Below are 13,830 nucleotides of genomic sequence, written 5' to 3'. Positions count from 1 at the left end.
GACGAGATTCGAAAAGTGATAGGGCTGGATGAAAATAATTTCGATTAACGAACGACATCGCTGCACAAGTCAGCAGAAAGTCCGTTTTCATGGGGGGCGAGCAGGCAACGCGGTGTGTCAGGGCTTCGGATCAGCCTTGGCCACGGTGACCCACCACGGCGTGTGCTGCTCGATCTGCACCGGCAGGGTCGGGAGCAGGGCGCTCAACGCCTTGTCGGTATCGTGCAGCGGGAAGCTGCCGGTAATGCGCAGGTCGGCCACCTCCGGTGCAATGCCCAGATGGCCGCGACGGTAGCGGCCGAGCTCGTGTACCAGGTCTTCCAGACGCGCGTTGTCCACTACCAGCATGCCGCGGGTCCAGGCATCGGCGCCGGGGTTGAGCGCGACGACTGCGCCCAGCCCGTTATTGCGGATCAGCACCTGCTGGCCTTCGCGCAGGATCTGTTCCTGCGGATCGGATTGCGGGTGCGCCGCGACGGCCGACTGCAACACGCTCAGGCGCGTGCCCTGTTCTTCGCGTTTGACCAGAAACCGCGTGCCCAACGCGCGCATGCGGCCTTCGCGGGTTTCGACGATGAACGGTCGTGCATCGCCATGACCGGTCTCGATGAGGATTTCACCTTCCTGCAGCACGATCAGCCGCTGCTGGTCATCGAACCGCACATCGACGGCGCTGTGAGTGTTGAGGTTGATCACGGTGCCGTCCGCCAGCCGTACGGTGCGTTGTTCACCGGTAGCCGTGCGCTGGTCGGCGAGCCAGTATTCCAGCGGCAGATAGTGTTCTGCGGCAAACAGCGACAGGCCGACCACCGCGACAACACTGGCCAGCCCGCTGCCAAGCTTGCGCACCCGGCGACGGATGCCTTCGCGCGATTGCAGCAACGCGCTGCGGGCCGGGCCGTTGGCCACGCTGAAGCGCTGGTCGAGCATGCCCAACTGACGCCAGGCGCGGGCGTGTTCTTCGTTGGCCGCGTGCCATTTGGCGAACTCTTCGCGCTCCAGCGGGCTGCTGGAATCGAGGGTCAATTGCCAGGCAATCGCCGCGTCCAGTACGTGGGCCGAGACCGGTTTGGAACTGGCCGGGTTCATGTCGGCTCACCGTACAGGGCGATGTAGCACTGGCGGATACCCTGGGCCAGGTACTGGCGCACGCGCGGCACCGACACGCCGAGTTTGACGGCGATCTCGGCATGGGTCAGGCCGTCGAGACGGTTATAAAGGAATGCGGCGCGGGCCTTGGTCGACAATTGGCCGAGCAGGCGGTCGATGGCTTTGAGGTCTTCGAGTATCAGCTGCTGCTCTTCCACCGACGGCTGCTCGCCTTCGGGGATCAGCATCAGTTCGGCGAGATAGGCTTGTTCCAGGGCGGCGCGACGGAAGTAGTCGAACAGCAGGCCTTTGGCGATGGCCACCAGAAAGGCTCGGGGTTCGCGGGGCGTCAGCAGTTCCTCGCGGCCGAGCAGGCGGACGAAGGTGTCCTGGCTCAGGTCTTCGGCGCGTTGCGGGCAGGCCACGTTGCGCCGCAGCCAGCCCAGCAGCCAGCCGCGATGGTCGCGATACAACGCACCGACGAGCTCACTGTGAGGGCTTTGGGCTGACGACACGAAGGCACCGACTGGGAAATGTTAACTAACGAGAATTGTTCGCGATTGTGGCAGAGGTGGGAATGGTTAGCAATTGGCCACCGGTCGGGTTGTCGGGCGACAACCCGGGGCTCAGAACGAATGCGTCTGCTGGCGGCGCTTCCACTGACTCAGGCGTTGCTGCAAATTCAATGGGCTGTGAATCTGCTGCTGCCGTGCCCGGCTGAACAGAATCAACGCCAGTTCCGCCGTGGCCAGTGCGTCGGCGCTGGCGTGGTGACGCTCGAACACTTCGAGCTTGAACCAGTCGATCCACTCGTCCAGCCCAGCCTCGCGGATGTGCGCCTGGGGGCAAACCAGCGGTGCAATGTCGGCGACATCCAGAAACACCTGCTGCAACTTGTGCCCCAAATGTTCTTTCACCGCCCGGCCCAGCATGTGCTGATCGAACGGCGCATGAAACGCCAGCACCGGACTGTCGCCAATAAACTCCAGAAGCTCGAGCAATGCCTCGGCCGGCTCGCTGCCGGCGGCAATCGCATTCGGCCCCAGTCCGTGGATCAATACGCTGGGGCTGAGTTTGAGTTCGCGACATTGCAGGGTGCGTTCGAACTGCTGGCTGAAGTCGATGGCGCCGTCCTCGATCACCACCGCGCCAATCGACAGCACCCGGTCCTTGTTAAGGTTGAGCCCGGTGGTTTCCAGATCCAGCACCACCCAGCGCTGTTCGCGCAGGCTGCACTCGCTCAGTTCGCCGATTGCCGGCAGTTTCGTCAGGCGTTGTTGCAGATCGTCCGGCAATACCGGGCTGGCCGGACGCAGCCACGAAAACAGGCTCATAGCTGATACCGCAGAGTCAGGCTGCTTTGCAGGCGCTGGGCCTGGCGCAGGGATTCACGCAGGATGCGCCGGTCCAGATGATTGAGGCTGTCGGGATCGACCCGGTTCGAATACGGCAGGTTTTCCCGGGTCTGGAGCTGATGCTGCTGCATGCGTGTCTGCTGGATAAAGTGATAAGCCTCCTCGTACGCGGCGCCATCCAGTCGGTCGATGACTTCTTTCGCCACCAACTGGCGGAAGCGTTCGAGGGTGTTGTTGGCGTCGATGCCATTGGCCAGAGCCAGCAGACGTGCACCGTCGACAAACGGCGTCAGGCCCTGGATCTTCAGGTCCAGCGTGGCTTTCTCGCCGTTCTTGCGGGTCAGCACGAATTCACGGAAACGCCCCACCGGCGGCCGGTTGCGCAAGGCGTTCTCGGCCATCATCCGCTGGAACAAACGATTGTCGCCGACCTGATCGAGAATCCCCCGACGCAATTGCTCGCAACCCTGTTCATCGCCCCAGACCACCCGCAGATCGAAATAGATGCTTGAGCCCAGCAGGTTCTCCGGCGTTGCCTCGCGGATGAACGCGGCAAAGCGTCGGGCCCATTCGGCGCGGGACAGGCACAGCTGCGGATTGCCGGCCATGACGTCGCCTTTGCACAGAGTGAAGCCGCACTGCGCCAGGCTGTTATTGATCTGCTGGGCGATGGGCAGCAGCTTGCCGCGAATCTCCGCCGCATGGGCCGCATCCCGCGCATCGAACAGAATGCCGTTGTCCTGATCGGTGTGCAGGGTCTGTTCGCGCCGGCCTTCGCTGCCGAAGCACAGCCAACTGAACGGCACACCGGGGTCGCCTTTCTCCGCGAGCGTCAGCTCGATCACCCGGCACACGGTGTGATCGTTGAGCAGGGTGATGATGTGGGTGATCTGGGTCGAAGACGCGCCGTGAGCCAGCATGCGCTCCACCAGTTGGCCGATCTCGCCACGCAGGGTCACCAGTTGTTCAACCCGCTGGGCGCTGCGGATGGTCCGTGCCAGGTGCACCAGATCGACCCGTTGCAGCGAGAACAGATCACGCTCGGAGACCACGCCGCACAGACGTTGATCCTTGACCAGACAGACGTGGGCGATATGCCGCTCGGTCATCGCGATCGCCGCATCGAAGGCGCTGTGATCCGGCGACAGATAGAACGGCGAGGGCGTCATGTGACGTTCGATCGGTTCATTGAAGTCGCCAACGCCCGCAGCCACCACATGGCGCAGATCGCGCAGGGTGAAAATCCCCAGTGGTGCCTTGTGCTCATCCACCGCGACGATGCTGCCGACCTGTTGTTCGTGCATCAGCTTCACCGCTTCGCGCAGTGGAGTGGAAGGGCTGCACGTCACCGGATGGCGCATGGCCAATTCGCCCAAGCGGGTGTTCAGCGAATATTGGGTGCCGAGGGTTTCCACGGCTTTCTGCTGGACTTGCTGGTTGACCTGATCGAGCAGGCTGCTGACCCCGCGCAGGGCGAAGTCGCGGAAGGTGTTGGAGAGGGCGAACAGCTTGATGAACGCCAGTTTGTTCAGTTGCAGGCAGAAGGTGTCTTCGCCGGCCAGATGCTCGGTGCGGGTCGCCCGTTCACCGAGCAGTGCGGCGAGGGGGAAACACTCGCCGGTGGTGATTTCAAACGTGGTTTCGGTACCGCCCTTGGCTGTGTGCGGCCGCTCACCGACCACCCGGCCCTGCTTGACGATGTAGAAGTGTTCGACCGGCCCGTCGGCGGGTTTGATGATGCTCTCGCCCTGACCGTAGAAGCGCAGCTGGCATTGCTCCACCAGATAGGCCAGGTGGGCGTGTTCCATCTGATTGAAAGGGGGGAAGCGCTGGAGGAATTGCAAAGTGCCCTGAATGTTCTGCAACACCGCGGTTTTCCCTGCCTGGGTGAAGGCGTCCGCTTTACTCATAACCATTACCGCAGTCTTTTTCGAATTGTTGTTATTGGATCGTTGCAGCCATGGTCGACCCCATCGCGCGGGGTGCCCATTGGACGTAAGTCTAGGTTTGGCGTGCCGTTGGGGAGTTTTCAGATATGCCCTACACAAACAGTCGGAAATTCTCAGGTTAGCCCCTTGGAAAAAAATCCGACGAAGTGCACATTGAAGCTCTGCCCAGCGATGTCTGACCACTGTGCCAGGGGATCGATTTGAAAACGTAGAGAACGCCATGTCCGACCACGATATTTTGAGCGACGCCGAGCGGGAAGCGCTCAGCGCCGTCATGCTGGAACCCGACCTGCCGCCGCAGCGGGTACTGATCGTTGATGACGACAAGGACGCCCGCGAGTTGCTGTCGGAGATCCTGGCACTGGACGGCATTCGCTGCATGACAGCCGCCAGCGGCGAATCCGCGCTGAAGATGATCGAGGAAAAACCTTCCATCGGCCTGGTGATCACGGATCTGCGGATGGGCCATGTTGGCGGGCTCGAACTGGTTCGTCAGGTGCGCGAGTCGGTACGGGCAGCGATGCCGATCATCATTGTGTCGGGTGATGCCGACGTGAAGGACGCCATCGCGGCGATGCATTTGAGCGTGGTGGATTTTCTGCTCAAGCCGATCGATACCACCAAATTGCTTGGACTGGTCAAGCATGAGTTAGGGATTGAACCGTAATGTCCGTTTGTCTGCTTTTAGTCCGAACTGTCAGATCTGACAGTAGGCGAGATCAGGTAAGGAGTGTTCACTGGTTTTGAGAGCGCTGGCGTGTGGTTGGCGTTCCAACACCTATGAACAGGGGGACACCATGAGTAATGCTCAGAATCAGGTCGGAGCTAATATTAGTTACATCCTGGATGGCACAACGCACTCGTTCTCCACAAAAAAAGTCTCAGGTACAACACTACATACGTTGGTTGTTTCTGAGGAGGCAGAAGCCAAGGCGGTCTCCTTCCAATTCCATCCGGGCCAAGTGGTCGAGGGTAAAAATACTTACCCTTTGAAGGATCTTGTAGGCGCTCTGTTTGCTTTTAACATTCGTGATGAATACACAATCGTCAAATCTGGCAACCTGGAACTCGCTGTCGCGGTGGTCGATGATAAGTATTACGAAATTATCGGGACGATCATTGCAGCAGTGCTGAGCAACGGTAAAAAAGATCTCGATTTGAAAGGCCGTTTTTCTTACACGTTTCCCGAGCAATACTCCGCCTGATAAAAAGCCCTGATCAAAAGATCAGGGCTTTTTCATGTCCGGCATCAGCGCGGGTTACAGGCCATTGGCAGCCTTGAACTCGCGACGACGACGGTGCAGGACCGGCTCGGTGTAGCCGTTCGGCTGTTTGGTGCCCTCGATCACCAGTTCGACCGCCGCCTGGAAGGCGATGTTGCTGTCGAAGTTCGGTGCCAGCGGACGGTACAGCGGGTCGTTGGCGTTCTGACGGTCCACCACCGGCGCCATGCGCTTGAGGCTTTCCATCACTTGCGCTTCGGTGACGACACCGTGGCGCAGCCAGTTGGCGATGTGCTGGCTGGAGATCCGCAGCGTTGCACGGTCTTCCATCAGGCCAACGTCGTTGATGTCCGGCACTTTCGAGCAACCCACGCCCTGGTCGATCCAGCGCACCACGTAACCGAGAATGCCCTGGGCGTTGTTGTCCAGTTCGTTCTTGATCTGCTCCGGCGTCCAGTTCGGGTTGACCGCCAGCGGGATGGTCAGGATGTCATCGACCGAAGCGCGGGCACGTTTGGCCAGCTCGGCCTGACGGGCGAACACGTCGACCTTGTGGTAGTGCAGCGCGTGCAGCGCGGCAGCCGTCGGCGATGGAACCCAGGCAGTGTTGGCACCGGCCAGCGGGTGCGCGATTTTCTGTTCGAGCATCGCCGCCATCAGGTCGGGCATCGCCCACATGCCTTTACCGATTTGTGCACGACCTTGCAGGCCGGTGCTCAGACCGATATCGACGTTCCAGTTCTCATAGGCGCCGATCCACTTCTCGGCCTTCATGTCCGCCTTGCGCACCATCGGGCCGGCTTCCATGGAGGTGTGGATTTCGTCGCCGGTGCGGTCGAGGAAACCGGTGTTGATGAACACCACGCGCTCGCTGGCCGCCTGGATGCAGGCTTTGAGGTTGACCGTGGTACGGCGCTCCTCGTCCATGATCCCGACTTTCAGGGTGTTGCGCTTGAGGCCCAGCACGTCTTCGATGCGACCGAACAGCTCGTTGGTGAACGCCGCTTCCTCCGGGCCGTGCATCTTCGGTTTGACGATGTAGACGGAACCGGTGCGGGTGTTCTTGCGCGAAGTGTTGCCGCTCAGGTTGTGCATCGCCGCCAGGCAAGTCACCAGACCGTCGAGGATACCTTCCGGCACTTCGTTGCCGTGCTTGTCGAGGATCGCGTCGATGGTCATCAGGTGACCGACGTTGCGCACGAACAACAGCGAGCGGCCGTGCAGGGTCAGTTCGCTACCGTCGACCTTGGTGTAGGTGCGGTCCGGGTTCATGGTGCGGGTGAAGGTCTGGCCGCCCTTGGAAACGGATTCCGCGAGGTCGCCCTTCATCAGGCCCAGCCAGTTGCGGTAGATCACAACCTTGTCGTCGGCATCGACGGCGGCCACGGAGTCTTCGCAGTCCATGATGGTGGTCAGCGCCGCTTCCATCAGGATGTCTTTGACGCCGGCGGCATCGGTCTGGCCGACCGGGGTGCTGGCATCGATCTGGATTTCGAAATGCAGGCCGTTGTTCTTCAGCAGAATCGCGATCGGAGCCGACGCATCGCCCTGGAAGCCGATCAGTTGCGCATCGTTGCGCAGGCCGCTGTTGCTGCCGCCCTTGAGGGTGACGACCAGTTTGCCGTCAGCAATCTTGTAACCAGTGGAATCGACATGGGAGCCGGCGGCCAGTGGCGCTGCTTCGTCGAGGAATGCACGGGCGAAGGCGATGACTTTGTCGCCACGCACCTTGTTGTAGCCTTTGCCTTTTTCCGCGCCGCCGGCTTCGCTGATGGCGTCGGTGCCATACAGGGCGTCGTACAGCGAACCCCAGCGGGCGTTCGAGGCGTTGAGGGCGAAGCGGGCGTTCATCACCGGGACCACGAGTTGCGGGCCGGCGGTACGGGCGATTTCGTCATCGACGTTTTGCGTCGTTGCCTGGAAATCAGCCGCTTCTGGCAGCAGATAACCGATCTCTTGCAGGAAGGCTTTGTAGGCCACGGCGTCGTGCGGCTGACCGGCACGGGTCTGGTGCCAGCCGTCGATACGGGCCTGGAAGTCATCGCGTTTGGCGAGTAGGGCTTTGTTCTTCGGCGCCAGGTCATGAATGACCTTGTCGGCACCGTCCCAGAATTTTTCGGCGGTGAGGCCGGTACCGGGAATGGCTTCGTTGTTCACGAAGTCGAACAGGACTTTGGCGACCTGCAGGCCACCGACTTGAACGTGTTCAGTCATTGCTTGCCTCACTCTGCTCAGCTATTTCGCTTTTCAGCTCTTCAATTTAACAATGAAGCCTCTGGCCATTTAAACCACAAACCCCTCGACCAGTACATGCCATCGCTGGCGGCTGGGCTGGGACCAATCAACGGCTTGGGGGCCTTGCTGACAGGGCTTTCAGGGTTGCGAACGTGCCTTGGGCAGACATCGATCCAGCGTTATGTAGTGCGCGCTGCGGCATACTACATGATGAGTTGCGGTTGTGAAAATCAGACTAATTACGTCGTTCTGCGACCCCATGACGCATTGCGGTCACGGCGCGGAACGGGATGTTCTCAAAAAACCAATGGATTGTTCCAGTTAAATATAAAAAGTTGTACACGATTTGTGACTTCGAGCGTCTGAGGCGTCTGTCGAACGCTTGCCTATACTTGTTTTTCTATAACAAAAGTCATGACAAGAGGGCTGCGCCATGGATCACCTCGTACTCACCGTCTTCGCCCCGGACAAGCCCGGGCAGGTCGAGCGCATCGCCCAATGCATCGCCGAACACGGCGGCAACTGGCTGGAAAGCCGCATGTCGCGGATGGCCGGGCAGTTCGCCGGGATCCTGCGGGTGGGCGTGCCGGCGGAGGCTTACGACGAATTAGTCGATGCCCTACAAGCTTTGTCGGCTCAGGGGATTCGTGTGCTGGTGGCCGAAAGCGGTATCGAACAGGCGTGCACTTGGAAACCGATCGCCATGGAACTGGTGGGCAATGATCGTCCGGGCATCGTGCGTGACATCACCCGGCTGCTGAGCGAGCAGGGCGTCAACCTGGAGCGGCTGGTGACCGAAGTGCGTCCGGCGCCGATGAGCAGCGAGCCGTTGTTCCACGCCGAGGCGATTCTGGCGGTGCCGCTGACCCTGTCGCTGGATGTGCTGCAATCGCGCCTGGAAACCCTGGCCGATGACTTGATGGTGGAGTTGGTGCTGCGCACCGACCCGTGAAGACGGATCGGGTTATCCAGTTTAAACGTGCACCTGCCTGTGGATAACCTGTAGAGACTGACCGCCAGGCCACGTCCGCCGTGGCTTGGCGAAGATTGATCAAAAAACCGCCAGCATTCAGTGACTTGCGCACAAACGGCGGGGATCACGCTGTGGATAACCTTGGGAAGGAACGATACAGGCCACGAGAACCGTGGCCTGTGGAGGTTTGTGCGTTTTTTGATCAGCTGCGACGACGCAGGCTCATCCACGCATCGACGCTGTATACCGCCAGACCGGCCCAGATAAACATGAAGGCAATCAGCGTACTCGACGACAAGTGCTCACCGAACAGCAGCACTGCCTGCAACAGCACCAGCGTCGGTGCCAGGTATTGCAGGAAGCCGATGGTGGTGTAGGGCAAATGCCGCGTGGCTGCGTTGAAACACACTAACGGCACCAGCGTCACCGGGCCTGCCGCCACCAGCCACCAGGCTTCGGAGGTGGTCCAGAACGCAGCTTGTGCACTGGTGGCGGTCGGATTGAACAGTAGCCACGCGAGGGCGATCGGCACCAGCATCCAGGTTTCCACCACCAGCCCCGGCAGTGCCTTGACCGGCGCCTGCTTGCGGATCAGCCCGTAGAAACCGAAGGTCAGTGCCAGCACCAGCGACACCCATGGCAGACTGCCGACCTGCCACACCTGCTGAGCGACGCCGACCGCCGCCAGACCCACCGCGAGCCACTGCATGCGCCGCAGGCGCTCGCCGAGAATCAGCATCCCCAACAGCACGTTCACCAATGGGTTGATGTAGTAACCCAGACTCGCTTCCAGCATCCGGCCGTTGTTCACCGACCAGACATAGGTCAGCCAGTTGGCAGCGATCAAGGTGCCGCTGAGCGCGAGAATCGCCAGGCGTTTCGGGTTGTCGCGCAGCTCCTGCCACCAGCCCGGGTGCTTCCAGACCATCAACAGCAGCGCGCCGAACAGCGCCGACCACAACACCCGGTGGATGATGATCTCCACCGCCGGTACTTCGGCGATGGCTTTGAAGTAGAGCGGGAACAGTCCCCAAATGATGTAGGCACTCAGGCCCAGAATGTACCCGCGACGCGGGTTGGCGGCTTGCATGCAGAATCCTTGCTTAGGCAGCTAACAAAGCAGCGATTGTACGGGCAGTTGTATAGACGTGTCGTGTCAGAAAAGCTTCAACGGCTCTTCATTCAACGCTGCAAGCTGTTCACGCAAGGCCAGCACCTGATCGCCCCAATACCGCTCCGTGCCGAACCACGGAAAGCTGTGAGGGAACGCCGGATCGTCCCAGCGTCGGGCCAGCCAGGCGCTGTAGTGCATCAAACGCAGGGCGCGCAGTGGTTCGATCAGCGCCAGTTCGCGTGGGTCGAAATCGTGGAATTCGTTGTAGCCGTCCATCAATTCCGACAGTTGTCCGAGGCATTCCTGTCGATCGCCGGCGAGCATCATCCAGATGTCCTGCACGGCCGGGCCCATGCGGCAGTCGTCGAGGTCGACGATGTGGAACATTTCGTCGCGGCACATCATGTTGCCGGGGTGGCAGTCGCCGTGCATGCGGATGTTCTGATGCGGCGTGGCGGCGTAGGCGTCTTCCACGCGCTTGAGCAGGTCGCGGGCGACGGACTCGTAGGCCGGCAACAGGCTTTTGGGGATGAAGTTGCCTTCCAGCAAAGTGTTCAGCGAGGCGTGGCCGAAGTTCTGCACGGCCAACGCTTCGCGATGCTCGAACGGACGTGTTGCGCCGACTGCATGAATGCGCCCCAGCAACTGACCAAGGCGATACAGCTGATCGAGATTGCCCGGCTCCGGCGCCCGGCCACCGCGACGGGGAAACAGGGTGAAGCGAAAACCGGCGTGTTCGTGCAGGGTCTGGCCGTTGTGCACTAGTGGCGCCACCACCGGGATCTCGACGTCGGCCAGTTCGAAGGTGAACTTGTGCTCTTCGAGAATGGCTTCGTTGGTCCAGCGCTGCGGGCGGTAGAACTTGGCGATCAGCGGTTCGGAGTCTTCGATGCCGACCTGATAGACGCGGTTTTCGTAACTGTTGAGCGCCAGAATGCGAGCGTCGCTCAGAAAACCGATGCTTTCGACGGCATCGAGCACGAGGTCTGGGGTGAGGGTTTCAAACGGGTGGGCCATGCTGACTCCTGCGCGCAGCAGGCTGCCGCGTCCGGCCCAGCATGGTAGCGCAGACGGGCTGTCTTGAGGGGGATCGTTCCCGCGCAGAACGCGGGAACGATCTGACCGCCGCCGTATCAGGCGCCGACGATCCCGCCATCCTCACGGGTAATCGCCATCACCGAAGAGCGCGGCTTGCCGTTCGGCAAATGCTCGGGGAAGGTCGAGCCGCCGTTCTCGCCTGGATGCTGGATCCCGACAAACAGGGTTTTCTGATCCGGCGAGAAACTGATCCCGGTGACTTCGCAACCGATCGGCCCGACCATGAACCGGCGAATCTCACCGGTCTTGGGATCCGCGCAGAGCATCTGGTTGTTGCCCATCCCGGCAAAGTCCCCGGCGTTGCTCGAATCACCGTCGGTGAGAATCCACAACCGTCCGGCCTTGTCGAAACCCAGGCCGTCCGGGCTGTTGAACATGTTCTGCGGAGTGATATTCGACGAACCGCCCTTCGGCGTCCCGGCGTGCACGCCCGGGTTGCCGGCCACCACGAACAGATCCCAGCCGAAGGTCTTCGAACCGTGATCGTCGCGGTCGGTGCGCCAGCGCAGGATCTGTCCGTAGACGTTTTTCTCGCGAGGGTTTGGGCCGCCCACCGGTTGCCCGTCTTCGCCGCGCTTGGCGTTGTTGGTCAGGGTGCAATAAACCTGGCCGTCTTTCGGGCTGACCACGATCCATTCCGGGCGGTCCATGCGCGTGGCGCCGACGACGCTGGCCGCCAGACGCGCATGAATCAGCACTTCGGCCTGATCGGCAAAACCGCTGCTGGCGTCGATGCCGTTCTTGCCGTGGGTCAGTTCGATCCACTGGCCCTGGCCTTTCGGGTGATCGGGGTTGCCGTCGCCGGCATCGAATTTGGCCACGTACAGCGTGCCGTGATCGAGGATGTCGCGGTTGGCCTTCGCGTTGCGGTGGTTGATGCGGTCACGGCTGATGAATTTGTAGATGAACTCTCCGCGTTCGTCGTCGCCCATGTACACCACGGCGCGACCGTCGTCGGTCTCGGCCAGGGCTGCGTTTTCATGTTTGAAACGACCGAGGGCGGTGCGTTTGACCGGAGTCGATTGCGGGTCGAACGGGTCGATTTCCACCACCCAGCCGTGACGGTTGAGCTCGTTCGGGTTCTTCGCCATGTCGAAGCGCGGATCGAACGGGTGCCAGTTGATCTCACGGCTGGCGACCGACACGCCGTAGCGCTTCTGCGCCGGGTCGAACTGCTGCTGGGCGTTGCTGCTGCCGAAGCAGTCGGTGAAGTTCTCTTCGCAGGTCAGGTAAGTGCCCCACGGCGTTTTGCCGTTGGCGCAGTTCTGGAAGGTGCCGAGGACTTTTTTGCCGTGCTTGTCGGCGCTGGTTTTCATCAGTTCATGGCCGGCCGCCGGGCCGCTGATGCGCAGCGGCGAGTTGCCGTGGATGCGACGGTTGTAGCGCGAGCCCTGAACGAACTGCCATTGACCGTTCTTGCGCGCCACTTCGATCACCGACACGCCTTCGCAGGCCAGCGCCTTGCGCACGTCTTCCGCCGACTGAGGCTGGCCGCCATGGGGGTAGAGGTAGCGGTAGTTGGTGTATTCGTTGTTGATCGCCATCAGGGCGCGATTCTTGTCGTCCGGGAAGGCGAACAGGCTCATGCCGTCGTTGTTGTCGCCGAACTGCACTTCCTGTGCAGCTGCGGTGCCATTACCGCTCGGGTCGAAGGCCGGGCCGTTCTTGTGCAGGGGCTGACCCCAGCTGATCAGCACCGACGACTTGTAGCCCTTGGGCAGGCTGATGACGTCGGTGGTGGCGGCCGGAATGCTGTCGAAGCCGAGCAGGCGGCTGTTGCCGGCGCTGACACCGGTGGCCAGCGCGCTGCGGCTCAACAGGCTGCCGCCGAGGAACATCGCTGCGCCGCACAGTGCGCCGGCGCCGATGAAACCGCGACGGCTCATGCCGACCATTTTTTCCAGGTCAGTGGATTGGTTTTCTTCTAATAGGCTCACATCAGGCTCCCTGCTTGGTTTTGGCAGCCACCTTAATGAGAGGCGATGACGCTTTTGTTGCAGGAGCCCGCGCTAAAGCGGTGTGCCGATCAGCACATTGGACGGCGAGAACTGCACTTGCACCGGTTGTTCGACGGTCAGTCCCTGGGTGCGCAGGTGCAACGGCTCAGCCAGGGCGCAGAGTGTCTGGCCATTGGGCAGCGCGACGCGTACTTCGCTGGGGCCGTCTTCGGCATCGAGAATGGCTTCGAGGGTACCGCTCAGAAGATTGTGACCGGATGTTGCGGGCTGATCGCGACCCAGCAATTCGAGCCAACCCGCCTTGATCAGTGCCACCACTTCGGTGCCCGATTGCAGTTCCAGATGCACGGTGCTGTCGTGGGTGATCTGCGCATCGATGCACAGGCCTTCGGCCAGTTCGAGACGGATCAGGTCATTGCGGCCCTGGTGTTCGATGCTGACGACTTTGCCATGCAGTTGATTGCGGGCGCTGGTCCTGAGCATCAAGCGGCCCAGCAGATCCAGATCGCTGGCGTCTTCGGCCGCTTCCAGCACTTGCGCCTGCAAGGCTTGCAGTTTCTGATAAAGACGCAGCACCCGTTCACCTTCGCTGGAAAGCTTGGCGCCACCGCCGCCCTTGCCGCCGACAGCCCGCTCGACCAGCGGCTTTTGCGCGAGATTGTTCAGCTCATCGATGGCGTCCCACGCCGCCTTGTAACTCAGGCCCGCGCTTTTGGCGGCGCGGGTGATCGAGCCCTGTTCGGCAATGTGTTGCAGCAGGGCGATGCGCTGCGGACGGCGGACGATGTGCTGGGACAACAGGGAAGGCAAGGACATGTCGGGTGCTTTGTGCTGAG

12 protein-coding genes are annotated in these 13,830 nt (G+C 61.2%); 3 read left to right on the top strand and 9 right to left on the bottom strand.

Going from position 1 to position 13,830, the window contains the following annotated elements; translation table 11 throughout:
- Positions 1-117: 117 nt before the first annotated feature.
- The 4 genes from AC07VV_RS08545 to AC07VV_RS08530 form a co-directional block, all read right to left on the bottom strand.
- Positions 118-1,089 carry a FecR domain-containing protein gene (locus AC07VV_RS08545; RefSeq protein WP_495035996.1) on the bottom strand — a complete coding sequence of 324 codons (972 nt, stop codon included), beginning with the start codon at positions 1,087-1,089 and terminating at the stop codon, positions 118-120.
- On the bottom strand, positions 1,086-1,604 hold the full coding sequence (locus tag AC07VV_RS08540; RefSeq protein WP_495035995.1) for an RNA polymerase sigma factor: 519 nt from the start codon (positions 1,602-1,604) through the stop codon (positions 1,086-1,088). Before AC07VV_RS08540 ends, AC07VV_RS08545 begins: the two co-directional genes overlap by 4 nt.
- Positions 1,605-1,715: 111 nt before the next feature.
- Positions 1,716-2,423 (bottom strand): 3'-5' exonuclease, encoded by a 708-nt coding sequence (locus AC07VV_RS08535; RefSeq protein WP_096817824.1) that lies wholly within the window; start codon positions 2,421-2,423, stop codon positions 1,716-1,718.
- On the bottom strand, positions 2,420-4,360 hold the full coding sequence (locus tag AC07VV_RS08530; protein WP_495035994.1) for a putative nucleotidyltransferase substrate binding domain-containing protein: 1,941 nt from the start codon (positions 4,358-4,360) through the stop codon (positions 2,420-2,422). The genes AC07VV_RS08535 and AC07VV_RS08530 overlap by 4 nt, the downstream gene beginning before the upstream one ends.
- A gap of 253 nt (positions 4,361-4,613) precedes the next feature.
- Here AC07VV_RS08530 and AC07VV_RS08525 point away from each other — a divergent pair, with 253 nt between their 5' ends.
- Together AC07VV_RS08525 and AC07VV_RS08520 are read left to right on the top strand one after the other, a co-directional pair.
- Positions 4,614-5,060, top strand: coding sequence for a response regulator (locus tag AC07VV_RS08525; RefSeq protein ID WP_495035993.1), 447 nt, complete (start codon positions 4,614-4,616; stop codon positions 5,058-5,060).
- Between the two features lie 130 nt (positions 5,061-5,190).
- Entirely contained in the window at positions 5,191-5,598 is a 408-nt protein-coding gene (locus AC07VV_RS08520) for a hypothetical protein (RefSeq protein ID WP_495035992.1), read from the top strand.
- A 54-nt stretch (positions 5,599-5,652) separates the two neighbouring features.
- On the opposite strand, the gene AC07VV_RS08515 is transcribed toward AC07VV_RS08520, so the two are convergent.
- Positions 5,653-7,830, bottom strand: a complete 2,178-nt coding sequence (locus tag AC07VV_RS08515) for a malate synthase G (protein ID WP_495035991.1) — start codon at positions 7,828-7,830, stop codon at positions 5,653-5,655.
- Positions 7,831-8,284: 454 nt separating this feature from the next.
- Between AC07VV_RS08515 and AC07VV_RS08510 the strand changes: the two genes are divergently transcribed.
- Positions 8,285-8,803, top strand: coding sequence for a glycine cleavage system transcriptional repressor (locus tag AC07VV_RS08510; protein ID WP_007959830.1), 519 nt, complete (start codon positions 8,285-8,287; stop codon positions 8,801-8,803).
- Positions 8,804-9,026: 223 nt separating this feature from the next.
- Here AC07VV_RS08510 and rarD read toward each other — a convergent pair whose 3' ends face one another.
- The 4 genes from rarD to AC07VV_RS08490 form a co-directional block, all read right to left on the bottom strand.
- On the bottom strand, positions 9,027-9,914 hold the full coding sequence (gene rarD / locus AC07VV_RS08505) for an EamA family transporter RarD (protein WP_096817833.1): 888 nt from the start codon (positions 9,912-9,914) through the stop codon (positions 9,027-9,029).
- 66 nt (positions 9,915-9,980) lie between these two features.
- Positions 9,981-10,955, bottom strand: a complete 975-nt coding sequence (locus AC07VV_RS08500) for a serine/threonine protein kinase (RefSeq protein ID WP_495035990.1) — start codon at positions 10,953-10,955, stop codon at positions 9,981-9,983.
- Positions 10,956-11,071: 116 nt separating this feature from the next.
- Positions 11,072-12,973, bottom strand: coding sequence for a PhoX family protein (locus AC07VV_RS08495; protein ID WP_495035989.1), 1,902 nt, complete (start codon positions 12,971-12,973; stop codon positions 11,072-11,074).
- Positions 12,974-13,045: 72 nt separating this feature from the next.
- Positions 13,046-13,810: a TOBE domain-containing protein gene (locus AC07VV_RS08490; protein WP_495035988.1), complete on the bottom strand. Its 765-nt coding sequence runs from the start codon at positions 13,808-13,810 to the stop codon at positions 13,046-13,048.
- Positions 13,811-13,830 lie beyond the last annotated feature (20 nt).

The sequence above is a fragment of the Pseudomonas sp. GW821-FHT02C04 genome, assembly GCF_059421845.1.
Note: the sequence above shows the minus strand (reverse complement) of the source record. Positions and strands in the feature narration are given on the sequence as shown.